Annotated in this window: 23 protein-coding genes; 4 read left to right on the top strand and 19 right to left on the bottom strand. The window is 40.1% G+C overall.

Translation table 11 applies throughout. The features are described 5' to 3' along the window. Nucleotides 1-10: 10 nt before the first annotated feature. The 9 genes from PQ578_RS05605 to PQ578_RS05565 all read right to left on the bottom strand — a co-directional run bounded on the left by PQ578_RS05605 (nt 11) and on the right by PQ578_RS05565 (nt 11,599). Nucleotides 11-445: a MarR family winged helix-turn-helix transcriptional regulator gene (locus PQ578_RS05605; protein ID WP_273832572.1), complete on the bottom strand. Its 435-nt coding sequence runs from the start codon at nt 443-445 to the stop codon at nt 11-13. Nucleotides 446-705: 260 nt separating this feature from the next. Next, on the bottom strand, nt 706-1,098 hold the full coding sequence (locus PQ578_RS05600; RefSeq protein ID WP_098444509.1) for an FxsA family protein: 393 nt from the start codon (nt 1,096-1,098) through the stop codon (nt 706-708). Nucleotides 1,099-1,277: 179 nt separating this feature from the next. Continuing rightward, nucleotides 1,278-3,032 carry a pyruvate kinase gene (gene pyk, locus PQ578_RS05595; RefSeq protein ID WP_098444510.1) on the bottom strand — a complete coding sequence of 585 codons (1,755 nt, stop codon included), beginning with the start codon at nt 3,030-3,032 and terminating at the stop codon, nt 1,278-1,280. Between the two features lie 118 nt (nt 3,033-3,150). Beyond that, nucleotides 3,151-4,110: a 6-phosphofructokinase gene (gene pfkA / locus PQ578_RS05590; RefSeq protein ID WP_098444511.1), complete on the bottom strand. Its 960-nt coding sequence runs from the start codon at nt 4,108-4,110 to the stop codon at nt 3,151-3,153. Between the two features lie 115 nt (nt 4,111-4,225). Beyond that, nucleotides 4,226-5,203 (bottom strand): acetyl-CoA carboxylase carboxyl transferase subunit alpha, encoded by a 978-nt coding sequence (gene accA / locus PQ578_RS05585; RefSeq protein ID WP_273832571.1) that lies wholly within the window; start codon nt 5,201-5,203, stop codon nt 4,226-4,228. Further along, on the bottom strand, nt 5,203-6,060 hold the full coding sequence (accD, locus tag PQ578_RS05580; protein ID WP_165997077.1) for an acetyl-CoA carboxylase, carboxyltransferase subunit beta: 858 nt from the start codon (nt 6,058-6,060) through the stop codon (nt 5,203-5,205). Before accD ends, accA begins: the two co-directional genes overlap by 1 nt. A gap of 31 nt (nt 6,061-6,091) precedes the next feature. Beyond that, nucleotides 6,092-6,739 carry a FadR/GntR family transcriptional regulator gene (locus PQ578_RS05575; RefSeq protein ID WP_273832570.1) on the bottom strand — a complete coding sequence of 216 codons (648 nt, stop codon included), beginning with the start codon at nt 6,737-6,739 and terminating at the stop codon, nt 6,092-6,094. 140 nt (nt 6,740-6,879) lie between these two features. Then, nucleotides 6,880-8,118 carry an NADP-dependent malic enzyme gene (ystJ, locus tag PQ578_RS05570; RefSeq protein ID WP_420541533.1) on the bottom strand — a complete coding sequence of 413 codons (1,239 nt, stop codon included), beginning with the start codon at nt 8,116-8,118 and terminating at the stop codon, nt 6,880-6,882. A gap of 133 nt (nt 8,119-8,251) precedes the next feature. Beyond that, nucleotides 8,252-11,599, bottom strand: coding sequence for a DNA polymerase III subunit alpha (locus PQ578_RS05565; protein ID WP_273832568.1), 3,348 nt, complete (start codon nt 11,597-11,599; stop codon nt 8,252-8,254). A 207-nt stretch (nt 11,600-11,806) separates the two neighbouring features. Between PQ578_RS05565 and PQ578_RS05560 the strand changes: the two genes are divergently transcribed. From PQ578_RS05560 to PQ578_RS05550, 3 genes are all read left to right on the top strand, one after another. Continuing rightward, nucleotides 11,807-12,142: a YtrH family sporulation protein gene (locus PQ578_RS05560; protein WP_098445801.1), complete on the top strand. Its 336-nt coding sequence runs from the start codon at nt 11,807-11,809 to the stop codon at nt 12,140-12,142. Then, nucleotides 12,139-12,645, top strand: a complete 507-nt coding sequence (gene ytrI / locus PQ578_RS05555) for a sporulation membrane protein YtrI (protein ID WP_098444517.1) — start codon at nt 12,139-12,141, stop codon at nt 12,643-12,645. The genes PQ578_RS05560 and ytrI overlap by 4 nt, the downstream gene beginning before the upstream one ends. A gap of 96 nt (nt 12,646-12,741) precedes the next feature. Beyond that, on the top strand, nt 12,742-12,933 hold the full coding sequence (locus PQ578_RS05550) for a YtzJ family protein (protein WP_098444518.1): 192 nt from the start codon (nt 12,742-12,744) through the stop codon (nt 12,931-12,933). 53 nt (nt 12,934-12,986) lie between these two features. Here the strand turns inward: PQ578_RS05550 and PQ578_RS05545 are convergent, their stop codons facing one another. After that, nucleotides 12,987-13,922 carry a DHH family phosphoesterase gene (locus PQ578_RS05545; RefSeq protein ID WP_273832567.1) on the bottom strand — a complete coding sequence of 312 codons (936 nt, stop codon included), beginning with the start codon at nt 13,920-13,922 and terminating at the stop codon, nt 12,987-12,989. A gap of 108 nt (nt 13,923-14,030) precedes the next feature. On the opposite strand from PQ578_RS05545, the gene PQ578_RS05540 reads away from it, so the two are divergent. Further along, nucleotides 14,031-14,336 carry a YtpI family protein gene (locus PQ578_RS05540; protein ID WP_098444520.1) on the top strand — a complete coding sequence of 102 codons (306 nt, stop codon included), beginning with the start codon at nt 14,031-14,033 and terminating at the stop codon, nt 14,334-14,336. Nucleotides 14,337-14,388: 52 nt separating this feature from the next. On the opposite strand, the gene PQ578_RS05535 is transcribed toward PQ578_RS05540, so the two are convergent. From PQ578_RS05535 to PQ578_RS05495, 9 genes are all read right to left on the bottom strand, one after another. Further along, nucleotides 14,389-15,699, bottom strand: coding sequence for a DRTGG domain-containing protein (locus PQ578_RS05535; RefSeq protein WP_098444521.1), 1,311 nt, complete (start codon nt 15,697-15,699; stop codon nt 14,389-14,391). Between the two features lie 107 nt (nt 15,700-15,806). Next, complete coding sequence (locus tag PQ578_RS05530; protein ID WP_098444522.1) at nt 15,807-16,043, bottom strand: hypothetical protein; 237 nt, start codon at nt 16,041-16,043, stop codon at nt 15,807-15,809. A 104-nt stretch (nt 16,044-16,147) separates the two neighbouring features. Beyond that, nucleotides 16,148-16,828: a metal-dependent hydrolase gene (locus tag PQ578_RS05525; RefSeq protein ID WP_273832566.1), complete on the bottom strand. Its 681-nt coding sequence runs from the start codon at nt 16,826-16,828 to the stop codon at nt 16,148-16,150. Between the two features lie 98 nt (nt 16,829-16,926). Next, nucleotides 16,927-18,471 carry a polyamine aminopropyltransferase gene (locus PQ578_RS05520; RefSeq protein WP_273832565.1) on the bottom strand — a complete coding sequence of 515 codons (1,545 nt, stop codon included), beginning with the start codon at nt 18,469-18,471 and terminating at the stop codon, nt 16,927-16,929. Nucleotides 18,472-18,501: 30 nt separating this feature from the next. Further along, nucleotides 18,502-18,897 carry a DUF350 domain-containing protein gene (locus PQ578_RS05515; protein ID WP_273832564.1) on the bottom strand — a complete coding sequence of 132 codons (396 nt, stop codon included), beginning with the start codon at nt 18,895-18,897 and terminating at the stop codon, nt 18,502-18,504. Nucleotides 18,898-18,916: 19 nt separating this feature from the next. Then, nucleotides 18,917-19,477 carry a DUF4247 domain-containing protein gene (locus PQ578_RS05510; RefSeq protein WP_273832563.1) on the bottom strand — a complete coding sequence of 187 codons (561 nt, stop codon included), beginning with the start codon at nt 19,475-19,477 and terminating at the stop codon, nt 18,917-18,919. Nucleotides 19,478-19,503: 26 nt separating this feature from the next. Then, nucleotides 19,504-20,175: a PspA/IM30 family protein gene (locus PQ578_RS05505; RefSeq protein ID WP_273832562.1), complete on the bottom strand. Its 672-nt coding sequence runs from the start codon at nt 20,173-20,175 to the stop codon at nt 19,504-19,506. A gap of 14 nt (nt 20,176-20,189) precedes the next feature. Beyond that, nucleotides 20,190-20,696: a DUF4178 domain-containing protein gene (locus PQ578_RS05500; protein ID WP_273832561.1), complete on the bottom strand. Its 507-nt coding sequence runs from the start codon at nt 20,694-20,696 to the stop codon at nt 20,190-20,192. A 54-nt stretch (nt 20,697-20,750) separates the two neighbouring features. Next, complete coding sequence (locus PQ578_RS05495) at nt 20,751-21,215, bottom strand: DUF3939 domain-containing protein (protein WP_273832560.1); 465 nt, start codon at nt 21,213-21,215, stop codon at nt 20,751-20,753. Nucleotides 21,216-21,308 lie beyond the last annotated feature (93 nt).

Here is a 21,308-nt window from a genome sequence, read left to right as displayed (position 1 = left end):
TCATTTCTTGTTAGTATTGAATTTCTTCAATGTTATTTTGAATACGGCTTAGCATATCCGATAATTCGGTTTGTTCCTTCTCACTAAAGTCTTTTAACACTTTCCGAATGAACTCTTCTTTCTCTATTCGAAAAGAAGCAATTTTCTCTCTACCTTCTTCTGTTAACCTTACAAAGGTAAAGCGGTTATCATCTGGATTCTTGCGTCGAGTAACCATTTCTTTTGCCTCAAGCTGCTTTAAATGTCTTGTGACAGCAGCACTATCAATATTCACTTCTTTCTGCAAAGCTGTTTGGCTAATCTCCTCAACCTCAAACAATTTATGCAGGATCTCTAAGCGAGACTGACTGATGCCGGTACACCTTTCGAATTTCGGACTCATTTGTTTGTATATATTATTTAACTGGTATAATATTTCACCTTCATCTGAACAAGAAGCTTTCAACGCATCCTCCTCCTTCAATCGTTTGATGGGTCAATCATTGACTCATCAACTAATATACTAGTTGTATTTATGAATGTCAACTAGAAAACACTAACTAATTGATAGGTCAATCATTGACTGCTCAATTAAATTAGTACATGAATGGTTTTAATATCAACTAACTGCTCACTACTCCCACTAAAACAGGAGCTTGAATGTAGATTCAAGCTCCCTAAAGACTTATTTTCTATAATGATTACATAAGCATATGGCACAATTCCTTACCTTCTAATAAACATAAACTGTCCATTATTCATTCGACGTTCAAGGAATTTCTTAATCCATCTCTTAAATGGTTTTCTAGTTGCCGGTATAAGAAGCAAAAAGCCGACTGCATCTGTAATAAATCCCGGTGTGAGTAGAACGACACCACCTACAAGTATACACAAACCATCTAGAATAGCTTCACCGGGCATTTGACCAGTCTGCATTTGTCTGTTCACCTTCTGGATCGTCTCTGCTCCTTCTTTACGCGCAAGCCAGGCCCCGAGGATTCCGGTACCTATAATCAATAATACTGTTGGAATAAGCCCCAGTGTTCTTCCTGACAGAAGTAACAAAGCGATTTCTAGAGCCGGTACGATGATAATAAAAAGCAACAAAATACGAAACATGACATAGCTCCCTCAATTATAATCGGGAAAGTGTCCCGTTATCCCTATTATACGTGTTTTTCAATTTTTTTCGAACTCAATTGCCTCATTCGTTCATTATAAAGAATACCCACTAGAGGTTTTGGAGTATGGAAAAAGGCTGTCGATTTACTCGACAGCCTTTAAAGCTTACAACATACTTATAGGATACTTGCTTTCCCGTTGTAAATAATTCCTGTTGTTGCATCTAATGTTACTTGTTGACCCTCTTCAAATAGCTCAGTAGCATTCTCAAGACCAACGACTACCGGCAGCCCAAGACTTAAGCCGACAACAGCAGCATGGCACGTAAGACCGCCTTCTTCTGTAATAAGTCCAGCTGCTTTTTCTAATGCAGGAACCATATCTTTATCAGAAGCAATCGTCACAAGGATTGTGTTAGCATCTGCTTTTTGAATCGCTTCTTCAGCTGTTTTTGCAATCGCAATGCGTCCTGAAGTAGATGTTTTGCCAATACCCTGTGCTTTTGCAAGAATATCACCGATCACGTGAACTTTCATCAAGTTTGTTGTACCAGATTCTCCAACCGGTACACCCGCTGTAATAACAACAGTATCTCCGTGATTAACAATACCAGATTGGATTGAAGCGTCTACAGCCACTTCAAGCATTTCATCCGTAGTCGAGACTTTATGTCCTTCTTGTGCGTGAACGCCCCATACAAGAGCAAGCTTGCGGCATACGCTAGCAGTATTCGTTACAGCAACAATTGGTGCCTTCGGACGATATTTAGAAATCATACGAGCTGTATGACCGCTTTCTGTAGCTGTAATGATAGCAGGCACATTTAAGTTATAAGCTGTGTGTGCAACAGATTCACTGATCGCATTTGTAGTATTTGTTTCCGTTTCTTTACTTCTTACAGAAAGAAGATCACGGTAGTTTAGTGATTTTTCAGTGTATGATGCAATGTTATGCATCGTTTGTACAGCTTCGATTGGGTATGATCCAGCTGCTGTTTCACCTGAAAGCATGATCGCATCTGTGCCATCTAGGATTGCATTGGCAACATCACTTGCTTCCGCACGTGTTGGGCGTGGATTACGTTGCATAGAATCAAGCATTTGTGTTGCTGTAATTACTGGTTTACCAAGTGCATTACATTTCTTAATAAGCTGTTTTTGTACTAGAGGCACTTCTTCAGCTGGAATTTCAACACCAAGATCACCACGAGCAACCATTAAGCCGTCAGAGATCTCAAGAATAGAATCGATATTATCGACACCTTCACGGTTCTCAATTTTAGGGATGATTTGAATATCAGTTGCTTTATGCTTCTCAAGAAGTTTACGAATGTCAAGAACATCGGATACACGACGAACGAATGACGCAGCAATAAAGTCTACACCTTGCTCAATACCGAATTCGATATCTGCAGCATCCTTATCCGTAATACCAGGAAGGTTAACACTTACGTTCGGTACGTTAACACCTTTTTTATTTTTCAACGTTCCATTATTTAGAACCTCAGTATAAAGTTCATTCTTTTCGATTTGCTTTACTTCAAGTTCAATTAATCCATCGTCAAGTAGAATTTTAGACCCTACGTGAACATCGTTAACAAGTTCAGGATACGTAACAGAAATCTTTTCTGTTGTGCCTAGAACTTCTTCCATAGATACGATAAGCTGTTGACCTGCTTCAAGATCAATACCGCCATTTTCCATATTATTCGTACGGATTTCTGGGCCTTTCGTATCTAAAAGAATCGCTACGTTTTTACCTAGCTTCTCAGCCACTGAACGAATTGACTTAATACGGTTACCGTGTTCCTCAAAATCACCGTGTGAGAAATTCAAACGAGCAACATTCATTCCTGCATTAATCAATTTCTCTAATGTCTGTTCATTTTCACTTGCTGGTCCTATCGTACAGACAATCTTAGTTTTGCGCATGGGTCTGTCTCCTCCTAAAAGCTATGCTTCAATTAGTTTTCTTCATAACAGAAATGTTATGTATTTTTTCAGGCATTACGATACACCCCTTACCTATGAAGGGGTGCCCCGCATATTGCTAAATGGATAGTTCTTTTGCAAGCTGACACATTTTCTGGTTCACTTCGTGTGGAAGTGCAAGAGCTTCGTTAATATCCAGATCAACAATTTGGTTGTTTTGAATGCCAACAGTTCTACCTTCTGCTCCTTCAAGAAGAAGTTCGACTGCACGTGCTCCAAGACGACTTGCTAGAACGCGGTCAGCTGCTGTTGGTGAACCACCACGCTGAACATGGCCAAGAACTGTTACACGCGTTTCCATGTTCATTTCTTCTTGAATTTGCTTTCCAATTTCAACGCCGCTTCCAACACCTTCCGCAACAACGATAATGCTGTGGCGCTTCCCTCGATCATGTCCACGCTTGAGACGACTTAGAATGTCCGACATCTCGAACTTCTCCTCAGGGATAAGAATTGATTCAGCTCCATCGGCTAGTCCTGACCATAAAGCGATATCCCCAGCGTCGCGTCCCATTACTTCAATCACATATGTACGCTCATGAGATGTCGCCGTGTCACGGATTTTGTCAATTGCTTGAATAACAGTATTCAATGCAGTGTCAAAGCCGATTGTGAAATCCGTTCCAGGAATATCATTATCGATTGTTCCAGGAATTCCAATCGTTGGGAAACCATGTCCAGTCAATTTCTGAGCACCTCGGTAAGAACCGTCTCCACCAATAACGACTAGACCTTCAATACCAAACTTCTTTAAGTTTTCAACACCTTTAAGCTGACCTTCAAGTGTTTTGAACTCTGGACAACGTGCAGAATAAAGCATCGTTCCTCCACGATGAATGATATCTGCTACAGAGCCGATTTCCATTTTCTCTATATTTCCATTCATTAACCCGGTATACCCGTGGTAGATCCCGTAAACTTCAATATCATGGTAAATTGCTTTTCGAACGACAGCACGAATAGCTGCGTTCATTCCTGGTGAGTCTCCTCCGCTGGTAAGTACACCAATACGTTTCATAACTGTTCACCTCATTAGTTCTTTGTGTTATTAAAATATCAAATACAGCCCCTTAATACAATAGCAAAGGTACATCGCAAAAAAGTGCTTTCTCTTTTGTGAGAAAGCACTTCCCTTATTTTAAGCCAATGGTATCGGTTACAAACGTATATTGTCCAATATTTCTGTATTTTTCATAACGATGATCCACCAACTCTTCTTTGGTAAGTTGTGTCAATTCTTCAAGAGATTTAGTTAGGGCGCTCTGAATAGCTTTTGACTGTTCTTCCACATTGCGATGCGCTCCACCTTTTACTTCAGGGATAATCTCATCAATGACATTTAACTCTTTCAAATCTGGTGCTGTAATTTTCATTGTATCTGCCGCTTGTTGTGCCAGACTTGAATCTTTCCACAAAAGAGCCGCAGCACCTTCAGGGGAAATAACGGAATACCATGAATTTTCAAGCATGTGAACATGGTTACCTACACCAATGGCAAGTGCTCCCCCACTCGCGCCTTCCCCGATAACAATGCAAATAATTGGAACTGTTAATCCAGCCATCTCGATCAGGTTCCTAGCAATCGCTTCACTCTGGCCTCGTTCTTCTGCGGCTTTACCAGGAAATGCGCCTTTCGTGTCTAGTAAGAAAATAACCGGACGCTGAAATTTTTCAGCTTGCTTCATCAATCGAAGCGCTTTCCGATACCCCTCCGGATGTGGCATACCAAAGTTCCTTCTAAGATTCTCTTTTGTGTCCTTACCACGCTGATGACCAATTACTGTAACAGGATTGCCTTCAAACGTAGCGATCCCCCCTACAATGGCTTCATCGTCTCCAAACAGACGGTCACCATGCAATTCAAGAAAATGATCAAAAATACGATCGATGTAATCTGATGTCGTTGGTCGCTCAGGGTGTCTTGCTAATTGAACACGGTTCCATGCGGTTAAATTCTCGTAAATTTCACTTTCCATTTTAGAAAGTCGTTTTTCAAGTCGTGAAACTTCATCAGTAAGGTCCACCTTCTTCTCATCCATAAAAGCATGAAGTTCTTTGATTTTATCTTCTAACTCTTGAAGCGGTCGTTCAAAATCAAGCCTTTGCCCCATTATTTCTCACCCCTATTTCCATGAATCATTAAAACTTGGCTAAGTGTTTTCTTCATATCCGCTCTATGAATAACACGGTCCAATTGACCATGATGTAACAAAAACTCAGCTGTTTGAAAATCCTCTGGAAGATCTTCACGAATCGTTTGCTCAATAATTCTTCGCCCAGCAAAACCAATTAAAGCCTTAGGTTCAGCGAAATTAAAGTCACCTACAGAAGCAAAGCTCGCAGAAACTCCGCCAGTTGTAGGATGCGTCATAATAGATATGAACAATCCACCATCGTTGCTAAAGCGTTTAAGGGCTACGCTGGATTTCGCCATTTGCATTAAACTAAGTACACCCTCCTGCATTCTAGCTCCACCGGAGGCTGTAAAAATGATAAAAGGAATTTTTTCTTTATGTGCATGTTCAATCGCTCTTGTGATTTTTTCTCCTACAACAGACCCCATGCTACCCATTCGAAAACGTGCATCCATCACAGCAATAGCTGTTCGGTAACCGTCAATCGTTCCTTCACCTGTTACCACCGCTTCGTTTAATGAAGATTTCTTTTGATCCTTTTCCAAGCGCTCAACATAACCAGGGAAAGAGAGAGGGTTCTCAGAAATCATCTCTGCGTCCAGTTCTCTAAATGAACCTTGGTCAAGCGTATTTTTTAAGCGTTCAGGGGCAGACATTTGGTGATGATAGCCACATTTCACGCAAACCTTATGGGATTTTTCAAGTTCTTTCGTATAAATAATACTTTTGCACCCTGGGCACTTTGTCATGATGCCTTCAGGGACATCTTGTTTTATTTTATCTGAAGGAACTGTCGCATACTTTTTTTTCTTGTTGAACAAATCCTTTAACAATGTTGACCATTCCTTTCGCTTATCCTAATGGCTATTCTTCCGTTTTTTTCATTTCATACTTATCCAAAAGATTAATTGCCGCTTCTTGATTTCGAGAAACGAGCGCATGAATCATACCCTCATAATAATCAGTTGGACGAAATGTCAATTGATGCCAAATTGTCTGGTGATAATCCGCAAGCTCTGCCCATAAGCGCATAAGCAAGTGATTATGTGTGGATGAAACAATGACACGGAAGAAAGCAGTATCAAACTCAGTCGAAAAAATGTCTCGATCTGAAGAGTTGTCCTTATGTTCCATCATAGTTCTTAATCGATCAATATATTCATCTGAAATCCGTTCACAAGCCACTCTTAGTATATCTTTTTCGATTAATTTCCTCGTTTCAAGCAAATCTTCTTTCGACTTGGTATCTTTTAAAATGAAAGATGCAATCACTTCTACAAGGCGATGATCTCTAGCATTGGCTATAAAAGTCCCTTCACCGCGTCGCGTTTCAATAAGACCTAGCATTTCCATTGATCTTAACGCTTCCCTTATAGAAGATCTTCCGGCATTTAAGCGATCAGAAAGCTCCCTTTCCGAAGGGAGCTTATCGCCGGTTTGTAAACCATCATTATAGATAATCGCCTTTATCTTCTGAAGAATATTCTGATAGACTTTCCCCTGGGTTGTCATTGGAAGTCAACACCCTTTCTTAGCTCTAAGAACAGGAGAACGTTAGAATAACCCGGCTTTTCACCAGGTATTCTCAAAATACAATCCGCGCTCATAAGTAAAATGCAAGAAAAAAGTGAGAAAGTCAAGCTCTTCCCCACTTATTCATTATCTGCTTCAATGATTGCAAGAGAACGCGTTTTTTCTTTTACAGCTTCCGGATCAACATTTATACGAGCTACTCCGGTTTCCATAGCAGCTTTCGCTACGCTTGCAGCAACAGCAGGTGCTACACGCGGATCAAATGGAGCAGGAATCACGTAGTCTGCATTTAGATCTTCCTCAGCAACTAACTCTGCAATGGCTTGTACGGCAGCTACTTTCATATCTTCGTTAATGTGAGTGGCGCGAACATCAAGAGCACCTCTAAAGATACCAGGAAATGCAAGTACGTTATTAATTTGATTCGGGAAATCCGAACGACCTGTACCGATCACTTTAGCTCCCGCTTCTCTCGCATCGTCAGGCATGATTTCAGGATTTGGGTTCGCCATAGCAAAAATGGTAGGATCCTCATTCATTGATTTCACCATTTCTTTTGTCAATGCGCCTTCAACGGATACCCCAATAAAAACATCCGTATTCACAATCACTTCTTTCAGGGATCCTTCAGCTTTATCACGATTTGTATATTTGGCTACTTCCGCTTTTACATCATTCATTCCGTAAGAACGACCTTCGTAAATAGCCCCTTTTGAATCACACATAATAATGTCTTTTACACCGAAACGATTTAAAAGTTTAATAATGGCAATGCCTGCTGCTCCTGCACCATTAATGACAACTTTAATTTCACTCATCTTCTTACCTGATAGTTTCAGAGCATTAACTAATCCCGCTACGGTCACAATCGCTGTACCATGTTGATCATCATGAAAGATGGGGATATTTGTTTCTTTTTTTAGTCTTTCTTCGATCACAAAGCAGTTTGGAGCAGCAATATCTTCGAGATTAATCCCACCAAAAGTAGGTTCCATTAACTTAACAGTTTGCACGATTTGATCGACATCTGTTGTGTTTAAACAAATTGGGAATGCATCAACCCCGGCAAAACTCTTGAATAGAACCGCCTTTCCTTCCATTACAGGAAGAGCAGCTTCAGGGCCAATATTTCCAAGACCGAGTACGGCAGTACCGTCTGATACAACCGCCACCATGTTGCCTTTCATCGTATATTCATATACTTTATTCTTGTCATCATAAATTTCTTTACACGGCTCTGCTACACCAGGTGAATAAGCCAGACTTAAATCAGTGGCATTACGAACAGGTACTTTTGATTTTGATTCTAACTTTCCTTGCCTCACTCTGTGAATATGTAGGGCTTCTTCTCTTGTAATGGACAATCATTCCACTCTCCTTTTTTCAGAAGCATTAGACTATGTTAACAATTCCCCTAGGACATTTGGGCAGTGGTCAGACCACTCTATTTTCACCATTATAACAAATCACCATTTGCTGTAAAGATTTTCATTACGGCTTTTTCACGACGTTGCGTTCACCAAGTAATTTTTTCAACGTGTGAACACAGTCTGGATCAGGGTTCACTAGCCATCCTTCACCTAATTTAACTGTTTTATCAGTTTTACTATAATAAATAACAACCTCTGTGTCGCCTGAGTGTTGGTGAAGCACTTTCTTCACTTCACTTAAGACGCTTTCGTGATGCGGTTCAATTTTAAGAAACAGGGTTTGTTTTGCTTTTTTCGGCTTAATATCCGCTAACTTCATGACCCTTGATATAATGATATTCGTCTGATCATTTCTCTTTTGTCCCACCCCATCAACATATAGAAATTCTCCTTTAGTCAATAGGCTCTCCATTTTATCCCAAACGTCAGGAAAAGCCACTCCTTCAATTTCTCCTGTTTCATCACCAAGTGTTAGAAAGGCCATCATTTGACCTTTTTTCGTTCGAATACTTCGGACCTTCAATACCTCTACAGCCAACCTAAGCGGTGCACGATCCTCAGCCTCTATCGCATCTTTCGTAACGTTCCTTACATAACCTTTTAATTTGTCCAAATAAGGATCAAGCGGATGAGCCGTTAAGTAAAAACCAATCGCTTCTTTTTCAAAAGCGAGCATTTCCGCTTCATCAAAAGGTGGAACGCTTTCGTAAGCTGGTTCCGTTTCGCCATCTTGGAAAAAGCCTTCCTGACCAATTTGTTCAGATCCGTAATTCATCGCCCCCTCTAATGATGCAAGCATAGAAGAACGACTTACCCCAAACTCATCCATTGCCCCAGCAAATATAAGTGATTCAAGAGCGCGCTTGTTCACCACTTTCAGCGAAATCCTCGCACATAGATCAAAAAGACTTTTGTAAGGATGCGTTCTTTTTTGCACGATCTCTTCAATCGCATTTCTCCCAACATTTTTTACCGGAAGAAGTCCGAATCGAATGGTGTTTTTCTCCACCGTGAACGTCTCTTGACTACTATTAATCGATGGAGGTTGAACCATCATGCCTTTTTGTTTCGCTTCAGCTAAATACGTCGCAAGTCGATCCTGGTTTCCGACGGCAGAATTCAGAAGACTTGAAAAGAAATAGCGCGAATAGTTTGCTTTTAAATAAGCGAGCTGGTAAGCAATGACACTATATGCAACCGCATGACTTCTGTTGAAACCATAATCCGCAAATCGAACAATATACTCATATACTTTAAGAGCTGTATCTTTCGGATACCCCTTCTCAAGACATCCCCTTACAAAGTGCTCTCTTTCTGACTCAAGAACTTCACGCTTCTTTTTAGATACAGCTCTTCTCAATAGATCAGCTTCTCCCAGAGAGAACCCAGCTAACTTAGAAGCAATTTGCATAATTTGTTCTTGATAGACAATAACCCCATAGGTTGGTTTAAGAATAGGTTCAAGGTCATGATGGAGATATTCAATTGTTCTTTCCTTGTGCTTACCAGAAATAAAAAGAGGAATATTCTCCATCGGTCCCGGACGATAAAGTGCATTAACAGCGACAATATCTTCAAACTCAGTTGGCTTTAGCTTTCTAAGTACTTGACGCATTCCATCAGATTCAAGTTGAAATACGCCAGTCGTATCGGCTTTTTGTAGTAGAGAGAAAGTAGCTTCATCATCCATTGGTATCGTTGAAAGAGAAGGCCTTTGACCCGTTTCCTCTTCAATGTCATTTAATATACCTTCAATCAAGGTTAAATTCCGAAGCCCCAGGAAATCCATCTTCAATAAACCAATCTCTTCCAAATCATTCATCGGAAATTGGGTTAAGTTAATGTGATGACCACCAAGCAAAGGAACATGATGCGTGAGAGGCTCTGCTGAAATTACCACTCCCGCAGCATGGGTCGACGTATGTCGTGGAAGCCCCTCAATTGTACTAGCTATCTCAAATACGCGTTTCCCTTCTTTGGATGAAGAAATGAGTTCTTTAAGAACCTTCGACTCTTCTTTCGCCTGATTTAACGTCAAGCCGGGGCGTGAGGGGATCGCTTTAGACATGGCATCAAGAAGCTTGTTATCTACCTCTAATACTCGTCCCACGTCTCGAATGGCTGCCTTTGCTGCAAGCGTACCAAACGTAACAATTTGAGCGACACGATCATGACCATATTTCTCATGTACATAATCAATCACTTCATCTCGTCTAACGTCAGGAAAATCAATATCAATATCAGGCATGGTGACACGTTCTGGATTCAAGAATCGCTCAAATAAAAGGTTGTGTTCAATAGGGTCCACATCTGTTATATGCAATAAGTAAGCAACAAGAGAACCTGCCGCAGAGCCACGACCTGGACCAGTAATCATTTGATGCTCATGCGCATATTTCATGAAGTCCCAAACAATTAGAAAATAATCATTGAACCCCATTTTGTTAATAATAGAAAGTTCGTAATCCAATCGTTCAGTGACCCGTTCATCCTGATATGAATAGCGCTTAGAAAGATTGTCGAAACAAATTTTCTGTAAATAGTCAAAAGCCGTTACTCCATTAGGAACCGGATAAAGTGGCAAATGTGTTTGATTAAAATTTAATTCTACATTGCACCTTTCCGCAATATCAGTTGTATTTATAAGAGCTGTCTCGTACCCTCTAAATCGCTGCTTCATTTCTTCCGGAGACGCTAAATAGTACTCATGGTTAGGTAGCGCAACGAGATTTTTGTCTTCAAACCGCTGTCCTGCGTCTATACACCTCAAACAATCATGTGCTTCTCCATCTTCCCGGTTAATATAATGTGCAGCATTTGTCACCGTTATGGGAAGATTGACCTTGTTTGCAAACGTGGAGAGCAATAAGTTGAGTTGCCTTTCTTCTCGTAACGAATGATCCTGCATCTCAAGATAAAACCCTTCCTCGAAGATACGCTGATACTCTATCGCCATTTCAAATGCGGTCGTTTCTTCACCATGTAAAAGTTCCTGTCCGATTTTGCTAGAAATAGACCCTGAAAGAGCGATAAGCCCGCTTGCGTTTTCAACTAAATCTTCTTTTTCTATGTAAGCGATATTCCCCGTTCTACACTGCATGTGTGTGCTGATCTTTAATAAATTATCGTACCCTACTTTATTAACAGCCAGTAAAACAAGATGGTCGAATTGATCGCGCGTATGAAGAGTAGTACCGTTTCCCACGCGGACATCCAGACCAATGATCGGTTTAATGCCCTTTGCTTTACATGCTTTGTAGAAAGGGATTGTTCCAAACATAGTTCCTTTATCCGTTAGGGCAAGCGACTGATACCCTTTTTGTTTTGCTGATTCTATCAGCGCTTCAATACGACTCGGGCTGTCTAGAAGACTATATTCACTGTAGACACGAAGATGCACGAATTCCATAGATTATCCCACTCTCAATTTGCTGTTATCCTCTATTATAGATACTTCAAGCTTCTCAAACAAACATTATCAAGCATAACATTCTCTCATGGTTGCATAGGCTGTACTAAATGCAATCATTTGCCTCGCTTTAAATACGCCAAGTTATTTTTTCGTTCATTTATAAGAACATCCTAAATGAAACTGATTAGAAAGAAGGAATCAAAAATGGAGAGAGTAACGCTCGTTACCTTGATTATTGCTTTTTTTGTAGCCTTTGGAGTGATTGTTGGAGGTTCTCTCATCGGAGGTATTGGAGCTTTCCTCTCTGGTGAACCTCCGCTACATTGGATGTTTATTGTGGCACAACGATTAAAAATCTGGGCGATCGCAGCAGCGATTGGAGGTACGTTCGACACAATCAATAATATGGAAAGAAGTTTTCTCAGCGGTTCACCAGACGAAATCATGCGTCAGTTTTTATGGATATTCTGTGCGCTCGGTGGCGCCCAAGCTGGAATGGAAATTATTAACTGGCTAACACAGGAACGCTCCACGTTATGAGAGTCCCTCCTCTTTATTCTAGAAAGGGCTGGCAGCGATTTCTAGCCGGCCTTTGTGTAGGGGTGATTTTTGGTTGGCTCTTCTTTCTTATGCTTTTTGGTATCATGTACGAAAAGCAGATTACGACAATCAAAGAGCAAAAAATTGAAATCTCTGATCTAAAAATGCAGAATCAAACCTTGCTCGACGATAAAGAAAATTACAATAGCACCGATATTGAGAAAACACTGCTTGTAAAAAAAATTGACGTGACTTTTGAAAAAGATAAGGAATTACCACTTAACTCCTTAACCCGTCATGAGCTCAAAAAAGAAATTCAAAGTGAATTGAACGATCTTCTCAACAAAGATCTTGGAGCGATATCGAGAACAAGAAGCTTTATCATCTCGTCCCTCGAAAATAAAACGCTAATCATTGATGACGTAAAATATGGCTTTGAAGTAAAACAATTTATTCTTTGGACAACAGTTGAAGTAGAGCTTGCAATCAAGCTCGTCCAATAGCGAAAATAGATCTATTTTGTGACCTTTTGTCAGACAAGTCGCAATTTTCACAAGCGTAGTATATGATAAGAGTATAGAAATTGTGGAGGTGGCGCGATGGTTATTGATCGCAAACAAATCGCGAGAGCAAAAATCGCTGATTTAATGAATGGACGATCCGCTTACGCAGAGTCCCATGAAATGACTGCCCTTATTAAAAAAGAGCTGCAATCACTTAACATCGACGTGCACGAAGACGTGACAAGCTTTGGTTCATGGTTTATTCCTAAATCACACGATCAGGTGTAAACAAGGAAGACCGGAAATCCCTTTTAAAAGGAGATACCGGTCTTTTTTGTGACTTACTCGTTGCACACCTTTTCAAGTTCAGCAAGAACCTCGTCCGCTTCTTCCCACGTATAAACTGTGGCACCCGCAGCCATTGGATGTCCACCTCCGTTAAACTGTGCTGCAATTTGATTAACAACAGGACCTTTCGAACGAAGGCGAACGCGAATTTGGTCTGCCTCCTCAATAAAGAATACCCACGCTTTTAATCCCGCTACATTAGAGAAAGTATTCACTAGCTGAGATGCTTCGCTAGCGGTTACTCCGTATGAAGCAACGGTTTCTTTTGTGATTTTCATCCATCCTGCACCCGTATCTGATGTTTCAAAATGTTGCAGAACATAGCCATTCAAACGGGCGATATGCTGCTCTGTCCTGTATAGTTCTTTATAAAGAAAGCCCGTGTCAACACCAAACTTTAAAAGCTCTCCAGCATACATAAAGGTACGTTGAGTCGTATTAGAAAACATAAAACGCCCTGTATCCCCTACAATTCCTGCATACAGAAGAAAAGCTCCTTTTTCAGATAGCTCGTATCCTCGTTCCTTTGCTGTTAGATATAAATCAACAATCATTTCACTCACAGAACTTGAAGAGGTATCTACCCATAGAAGGTCACCGTAAGGATCTTCGTTTGGATGATGATCAATTTTAATGAGGAGCTTACCATTTCGATAGCGATCATCACTTACACGGGGCTGGTTAGCCGTATCACAAACAATGACAAGGGCATCTTCATAAGTCTCATTTGATATCTTGTCCATTCGATTTAGAAATGTAAGTGAAGGTTCTTCTTCACCGACAGTATAGACCTTCTTCTTAGGAAAAGAAGTTCGAATAAGCTCAGCAAGACCGCCTTGAGATCCTAATGCATCAGGATCTGGACGCACGTGGCGATGAATAATAATCGTTTCATACTGTTCGATAGCATCTAATATTTTTTCTTTCATGAAGCTTCTCCTTTCGACTGCGTTCCTAATTGTTATTGTTCTGACATAGATTTTCCCTATCATCTTCTATACAATAGAAAAGAACCTTGAATATGGAGGAAAGCAGTCATGCCTATCTTTGTTATTTTTATTGTTTTTTCAATTGTTTTCTATTTGTTCTACAAAGTGAAAGCTGTACGTCACAGCGGTGTAGCAACGACACAGTGGCTTCATTCAAAAGCAAGTATTGCATTAGGACTTTTCCTTATCTTTTTTGCGATTAATTCACTCACTGTTTCTTTATCAACTGTAACGTTTATCGTCGCTGCTGTCTTCATTTTACTCGGCCTTGCAAACGTTGTAGTCGGCTACAAAAAATACCGTCACTACCTTCCTTTTGCCATTGAAGAGGCAAATATGATGAAGCAAAATTAAGCACGATACGAATAATGAAAATGAAACCGCCACAGTAATTGGCGGTTTTTTTTTATCGATCGATGAGCTGCGCCATCATGAGCGCCTTGCCTACAACTGACCCTTCATGATAAATTTCAACATCGACCTTCCCAAATTTACGTGAGACTTCGAGTACTTTAGGAACAATTTCAATTGTATGATCGATTTGAACGGGTTTTATAAAGTAAAGCGTAATATTTTCAACAACCAAATCACCTTTTTTGTATTTCTTTAATACCCGGCTACCAGCTTCGGTTACAAGGGTAGTCACAACCCCATAGGATAAAGTTCCAAGTAGGCTTGTCATTTGTGGTGTTATTTCACAGCTGTAGCGACTTTCTGATGGTGTTGACACATCTTTAATTTGACTCGTAATCAGGTCATCAAACGTTTCACCGATTTGAGGCTGTTGCTGAATCATTTGAAGCGCTTTTAACACATCTTGTCTACTAATAATTCCTATCAAACGGTGGTATTGATCGAGGACCGGCAGCATTTCGATTCCTTCCCAAATCATTGTATGGGCAGCAGAGGCAACCGATGTTTGTTCATTTACTGTTAAAGGATGTTTCGTCATTACTTTTGAGATTGGTGTTTCGTTACGCTCTCCAAGAATATCTTTAGAAGTCACAATTCCCTGCACTTTCATATTGGGGTCCACAACAGGATAACGACTATGGAGCGTTTTCTCATTTAACTCGTGCCAGCGACCTACGTTTTCCGTCGTCACTAGAAAACTTGTTTTCGTAAGTGGCGTTAAGATATCACTGACTAAAGCAATTTCCTTTTTTATCAACCGGTCATATATCGCTCGATTAATCATGGTTGCTACTGTAAAGGAATCGTACGATGTTGAAATAATCGGTAAATCATAGGCATCTGCCATTTTTTTCACATCGTCCTGCGCGTCAAATCCACCCGTAATCAAAACGGCGGCGCCTGCTTCAAGCGCTATTTTGTGAACATTGTCTCGATTACCTACGATGAGTAAACTCCCAGGATCAACATAGCGCATCATTGCTTCCAATTTCATCGCTCCGATAACGAACTTGTGAAGGGTTTTATGTAGGCCGTTTCTCCCTCCAAGCACTTGTCCATCCACTACGTTCACCACTTCAGCATAAGTGAGTTTTTCGATGTTTTCTTTTTCTTTTTTTGTAATTCGGATTGTGCCCACACGTTCAATTGTGCTTACCGTACCTTTATTTTCAGCATCCTTGATCGCTCGATAGGCTGTCCCTTCACTCACTTTCAGCTCTCTTGCAATTTGACGGACAGATATTTTACTTCCCACTTCTAGCGTCTCAATATATTCGAGAATCTGTTCATGTTTCGTTGTCAATTTCTTTCACCATACTTTCTACGTTCACATCTGTATCAGTAGATATACTACTTCTGTTATAGTGGTGTTTGAATTGACTTCATTATACATAACTCATCCCTATAACTTCAACGACTGTATTGTTTTTTTCTTAAATCAACTGGTAAATCCTCTTCTGATATAAACTGAGTTTCTCTTCTCCCAAAGAACAAGCCAGCAAGATTTCCACCAAGCGCCATGACAGCAAAGAGAAGCCAGAGACTAAAGAAAGCACCTTCAAGCGTTAAATCAATTTGAAAACGTGGTACAGCATCATACATTAAAAACAGAATACACAATACCGATAAAAACAATCGTTGTTTCACACCAATTCCCCCTTATAGCCTTTCTAAAAGGATATGTTTGAATTGGCTAATTTAATACGCTTATCCAACACAAAACCGATGCATTGCATCGGTTTTGTGTTGGATTATAATTCGATTGTTTCGCCTGATTGTAAAACTTTACCTTTCGTTCCTTTAAGGCTATCTGCAAACGCCTCACCATCTTGTTCAATAAGCGGAAACGTATTGTAGTGAATTGGCACAGTTACGTCTGCGTTAATCCATTTCGCAGCAACCGCTGCGTCCTCTGGTCCCATTGTAAAATTATCACCAATCGGTAAGAACGCAAGATCAATTGACTTATCAGACAATAGCTTCATATCAGAAAAGAGTCCTGTATCACCAGCGTGATAAACCGTCTTTCCTTCTGCACTAAACAGAATACCTGATGGCATGCCCGTGTAAATAATTTGCTGATTTTCTTCTTCTGTATAGCTCGAACCATGGAATGCTTGCGTTAGCTTCACCTTACCAAATTCAAATTCGTGAGCGCCACCAATTGCCATAGGATGAGCATTAACCCCTTTAAATTCAAGGTATGTAGCCAATTCAAATGGAGCTACGACTAAAGCATCATTTCGTTTCGCAATATCAACTGTATCTCCGACGTGATCATTATGTCCGTGTGTCAATAAAATAACGTCGCACTTCACTTCGTTAGCGTCTAACTTACATTGTCCATTACTTGAAATAAAAGGATCAATTAAAATTGTTGCTTTTTCCGTGACAATCTCAACAACTGAATGACCATGAAATGTAACTTTCATTTGGTATCGCTCCTTTAACGGTTGGAATTTTCACCCTCCATAAAAAATATAGAAGGATTGACTCTAATCAGTAAGTTCCCTTTGAGTAATGATCTAAACTAGTAATACAACCATGCTCGTTCGTATTTTTCGATTAGATGAGGTTGAATAAGTGTATTCGGTTCAAATCGAACCTTTTCCCCTTCTCTCATCATCTGTTGATCTTCATCTTTACCAAACACGCTAAGGGAAGGAATCATCTCACTTGATAGAAATTTGGTTTTTACAGTAAGCTTTAGCTTCTCTGGATATACCGGCTCTCTCGTCCCCATCACAAAACCCCAGTTACCAAAACTTGGAATATCGACGTGGTAATTTGAAGTGATTAAACCAGTCTCTGCGATCGTGCGATCAATTGTCCAATAAGCTTCTCTTGCAAACAATGGACTTGTTGCTTGTACCATTAACGCTCCATTGATTTCCAAATGATTACGTAACAACGAATAGAATTCCCACGTATACAATTTGTTTAACGATTCATTATTTGGATCAGGAAGATCAGCAATGATTACATCAAATGCTTTTTCTTCTTGTTTAATATATTGAAAAGCATCTTCATTTTTTATTTGAACACGTTTATCTTCAAGCGCATGCTCGTTTAATTCCGTTAATAAGTGATGTTCTCTAGCGAGCTTCACCATTTCGGGATCTAAGTCTACTACTGTTATCGATTTCAAGCGATCATATTTTAAAAGCTCTCGAACAGCTAGTCCATCTCCGCCTCCCAGTAATAATACATTTTCAGCATGTTGAACTGTCGCCATCGGGATGTGAACGAGCGTTTCGTGGTATCGATGTTCATCACTTGAACTAAACTGAAGCTGTCCATTCAAAAAAAGTCTAAGATCTCCCTGTTCCCTCGTTAAGGTGATTTTTTGATAAGAAGTTTCTTCCGAGTAAATGATTGGATCTTTGTATAAACGCTGCTCAAAAGAGAAAGCCATTTCCTCACCGAAAATTGTACCGACAACCATTAGTAAGAACAAAAGCATTGCTATTCCAATATAAACAGCTTGATAAACCATCTCTTTTCGAAATGAATAAATCATCCAAAATGCGACGAGAATGTTCACGAGAGCGACAAGGAAAGCTGATTTTACAAGGCCAAATTCTGGTCGAAGGTAAAAGGCAAATAATAGTCCCCCTACAAGCCCTCCTGCATAGTCAGAAAAGAGCACTCTTGCTGTACTTTTATTCATTTCTACACCAATTTCATTCGCTTTTCGAATCAAAATTGGTAGTTCAAGGCCCGTTAATCCGCCTACAATAAGAATGGTCGTATAGAGAACAATAGTAGTTGCTTCTTCCCCTGCAATTGCCATAATTCCAAACACCGTAAAACTAGAAAACCCACCTATTAAACCAATAAGAAGTTCTATCGCAATAAATCTTGTAATCAAGTTTTTCACAACTTTTTCACTCAGGGATGCGCCAATCCCCATTCCAGTCAGAAAGAGCGAAATGGTTAACGTATATTGCTTTACACCATCACCAAGTATGTATGATCCTAGCGCGCCGAACAGCACTTCAAAAATAATTCCGCAGATCGATACAATTCCTGAAGCCCAGTACAACTGACTGCTTTTACTAAACGTCCTACTCATGACTTTCACCTTCAGCTGTTCATTTCTTTTTTACGTAATTGATGCTCCTACTACTAATGCTAGACCAATGGAAACGCACATGGAAAGGATGCCTACTGATACAACACCCTCACTAAGCTTTTGTTCCACTGAGAAACGCCTAGTAAGAAAATCAAAGATATAATAAGCCACCAATTGAAGAACAACCCCGTAAGCCCCCCAAATGACTGTATCGAGAACATCCGCACTATGATAAATGGCAAATGCTAAGATAAGACAAATTCCAATAATCTTACCACCTATGGATAGCGCAACTGCCGTATTTCCGTTTTCAACCTGTTCCCAATCCTTGTATTTTGTCGTAATCAATTCAAAAATAATTAATCCAACAACTACAACAACAATCGCTGCAATAAAATAAATAAATGTTAATAAAAATGGTCCCATTATGATGATCCTCCTTCGATTATTTCCCTGTTCCCGGACCGCCGCCGCGACTCGATCCCCGAAAAGACGGAATCGTTGTCGGTCCTTTATATGTACCACCTGTGGTGCCATATCCTCCATAACAATTCCCGGTTGCATTCAAACAGCGGTTTTTTTGTTTTTTCCCCCAGTCATCTACATCCAGAATTTCATCTAAAATATAATAAGCTAGTAGTCCATCAAAGAAACTAGGTTGGTAGTTATCTCGTACAAATCCAACCGTAGCGACTTCGACAAGGGTATTCTGTGCGTCATCACTTTCTTGCAACGTAACGATATAGTCATCATAAACGAGTATTTGCTTGCCTTCTTTCAATTCACTGACTTCATTCGGCTTTATTTGTTCCTGTAAGTAGGAGGCAACAGAAGGAATATCTTCTTCAGCATTATAAACCTTCGAGACATCGCTTGAATCCACACTGCTCTCCACGACATCTTCAAGCTGATAGCGATCTTCGACGATTTCTTGAATATCCTTCGTAATCCCACATGCCGATAAGAGCAGAATGAATGCTGTCAGTAATCCAGTGAGCCATTTCATTCTTCCACCCCATTAAAGGGGAAAGCTTATTCTTTCCCCATTTTTTTCTTAAGCTCTGCCAATTCATCATCGATACCATCGTTTTTGTCAAGTGCATCAAGTTCATCATCAAGAGAGCGACTTTTGGAGCGCATATCTTCACTTGTCTCCGCTTCAGCTTCGTATTGAAGAACTTTTTCCTCCATACGGTCAAAACCACGTCTAGATTCATCCCCGCCAATATCAGACATAGCACGATTTATCTTCGTCTTCGTTTTGGCTGACTCTGCACGAGCCTTTAGACTATCTTTCTTCAGCTGCATTTGACGATACTCTTCTTTCATCTCATCTAACTTTGAACGAAGAGAATCTGCATCAGTCTTTGCTCTTTCATAAGATGTCTTCAGTGTTTCCGCTTTTGCTTCATGATCTTTTTTATCTTGAAGCGCTCTTCTGGCTAAATCATCATTATCAGATTCTAGCGCTTTCATCGCCTGATCCTGGCGTTTTGAAACCATGGCTTTAGCATCGTCCCATTTCTTTTTTAACATTTTTTCATTCGATATTTGTTTCGCTACTGCTGTTTCAGCATCTCGAATATCTGCTTCCATATCCCTCATAAACTGTTCTAGCATCTTTACCGGATCTTCTGCCTTATCAAGTGCAGCATTTAGTTCAGAAGACATGATCGTTTTAACTCGTTTGAACATATTAAACATTTGCTATCATCCTCTCATTTACTTCCAGCAAGAATTTTAATTTCATACTCTTCAATAGCATATCCTTTGCTTACTTCTACTTCAGAACCCCAAATTTCTATTGATAGAAAGTTTGTTTCATCTTCATTTGAAAAATCATGGTATTCTACTTCCTGCCCATTTAGATTACTACCACGCCCAGTCCCTGACACTTTTGCTCGACCATGTTCTTCTCTATAATACGTAACATCGTCTATGGTTAGCTTTTCTGGTATGGGTGTTGCCAGCTTTTCCTTCACGTTACGATAAATGCCTAGCTCAAGTTCGTCATCCATTTCGGCACTTAGCCATACCGAGGATGCTCCCGATTTCAGCTGATAGGCGTACCACTTATAGCCATTATTCTGATACGTCAGTGATCCGACAACTTCATAGTCCTCCAGATCATAAGTGACGATATCACCAACTTGAATTGAAAAAACGGTTCTTTCTTTAATCGTGTTTTCTTCCTTCTTTCCGAATAATTTTGATAAAAAACTCATTTCCTCGCCTCCCACCCTCATAGTTTATACGAATCATCGCTAAAAAAGTTCCCGTTATTTTTCTGGTTTTCGATGAGAAACCATTCCCTCTTGCTCAGTATAATAGAAATCCAGTGGGGGTCGTTCTGTTAAGAGTGCTTTCTTTTCCAGTTTAAAGAAGCTGATTTTCCGAAACGGATCTCCTTCTATGACCGGAGCTTCTTTCTCAGAATGAATGTATGAGTCTACAGCTCTCTGAACTGTATCAATCCAAAATGGAATATGACGGTGTTGTTCTTCAAAAAGTTCAAACGTCTCTTTCGACATATAAAATGGTTTAGACGGAATACCTCCAAGGTGAGATATAAGAAAAGAAGCATCGAGTTCATTGTTATCCTTTACAAGAACTTTTAACGAAATACCATCACGTTTCTTTTCTGCGAATTTACCAACTGCCTGCCGTATTTCATGAAGGCTTGCTTCTATCATCGTAGGATGATCTACTTTACTGTTTTCATTCTTTTTTCTCCAAAACGCCATGTTTTCACCTCCCCATACACATGTTCCGTATTGAATGAAGAAAATCCTTTTCTACATTCACACTTCTTATAATAACGAGCCGTCATTCAAGGC

Origin of the sequence: Guptibacillus sedimenti, assembly GCF_028610665.1 — a bacterium.
GTDB lineage: Bacteria > Bacillota > Bacilli > Bacillales > Guptibacillaceae > Guptibacillus > Guptibacillus sedimenti.
The sequence above is the reverse complement of the archived record's forward strand: the minus strand, read 5'-3'. Positions and strand labels throughout refer to the sequence as shown.

Bases quoted from the DNA above. Each gene is read 5' to 3' on its own strand.
- PQ578_RS05600 (WP_098444509.1), bottom strand. From the start codon at position 1,098: ATGTTTCGTATTTTGTTGCTTTTTATTATCATCGTACCGGCTCTAGAA.
- pyk (WP_098444510.1), bottom strand. From the start codon at position 3,032: ATGCGCAAAACTAAGATTGTCTGTACGATAGGACCAGCAAGTGAAAAT.
- pfkA (WP_098444511.1), bottom strand. From the start codon at position 4,110: ATGAAACGTATTGGTGTACTTACCAGCGGAGGAGACTCACCAGGAATG.
- accA (WP_273832571.1), bottom strand. From the start codon at position 5,203: ATGGGGCAAAGGCTTGATTTTGAACGACCGCTTCAAGAGTTAGAAGAT.
- PQ578_RS05575 (WP_273832570.1), bottom strand. From the start codon at position 6,739: ATGACAACCCAGGGGAAAGTCTATCAGAATATTCTTCAGAAGATAAAG.
- PQ578_RS05565 (WP_273832568.1), bottom strand. From the start codon at position 11,599: ATGGAATTCGTGCATCTTCGTGTCTACAGTGAATATAGTCTTCTAGAC.
- PQ578_RS05560 (WP_098445801.1), top strand. From the start codon at position 11,807: ATGGAGAGAGTAACGCTCGTTACCTTGATTATTGCTTTTTTTGTAGCC.
- ytrI (WP_098444517.1), top strand. From the start codon at position 12,139: ATGAGAGTCCCTCCTCTTTATTCTAGAAAGGGCTGGCAGCGATTTCTA.
- PQ578_RS05550 (WP_098444518.1), top strand. From the start codon at position 12,742: ATGGTTATTGATCGCAAACAAATCGCGAGAGCAAAAATCGCTGATTTA.
- PQ578_RS05545 (WP_273832567.1), bottom strand. From the start codon at position 13,922: ATGAAAGAAAAAATATTAGATGCTATCGAACAGTATGAAACGATTATT.
- PQ578_RS05540 (WP_098444520.1), top strand. From the start codon at position 14,031: ATGCCTATCTTTGTTATTTTTATTGTTTTTTCAATTGTTTTCTATTTG.
- PQ578_RS05525 (WP_273832566.1), bottom strand. From the start codon at position 16,828: ATGAAAGTTACATTTCATGGTCATTCAGTTGTTGAGATTGTCACGGAA.
- PQ578_RS05520 (WP_273832565.1), bottom strand. From the start codon at position 18,471: ATGAGTAGGACGTTTAGTAAAAGCAGTCAGTTGTACTGGGCTTCAGGA.
- PQ578_RS05515 (WP_273832564.1), bottom strand. From the start codon at position 18,897: ATGGGACCATTTTTATTAACATTTATTTATTTTATTGCAGCGATTGTT.
- PQ578_RS05510 (WP_273832563.1), bottom strand. From the start codon at position 19,477: ATGAAATGGCTCACTGGATTACTGACAGCATTCATTCTGCTCTTATCG.
- PQ578_RS05505 (WP_273832562.1), bottom strand. From the start codon at position 20,175: ATGTTTAATATGTTCAAACGAGTTAAAACGATCATGTCTTCTGAACTA.
- PQ578_RS05500 (WP_273832561.1), bottom strand. From the start codon at position 20,696: ATGAGTTTTTTATCAAAATTATTCGGAAAGAAGGAAGAAAACACGATT.
- PQ578_RS05495 (WP_273832560.1), bottom strand. From the start codon at position 21,215: ATGGCGTTTTGGAGAAAAAAGAATGAAAACAGTAAAGTAGATCATCCT.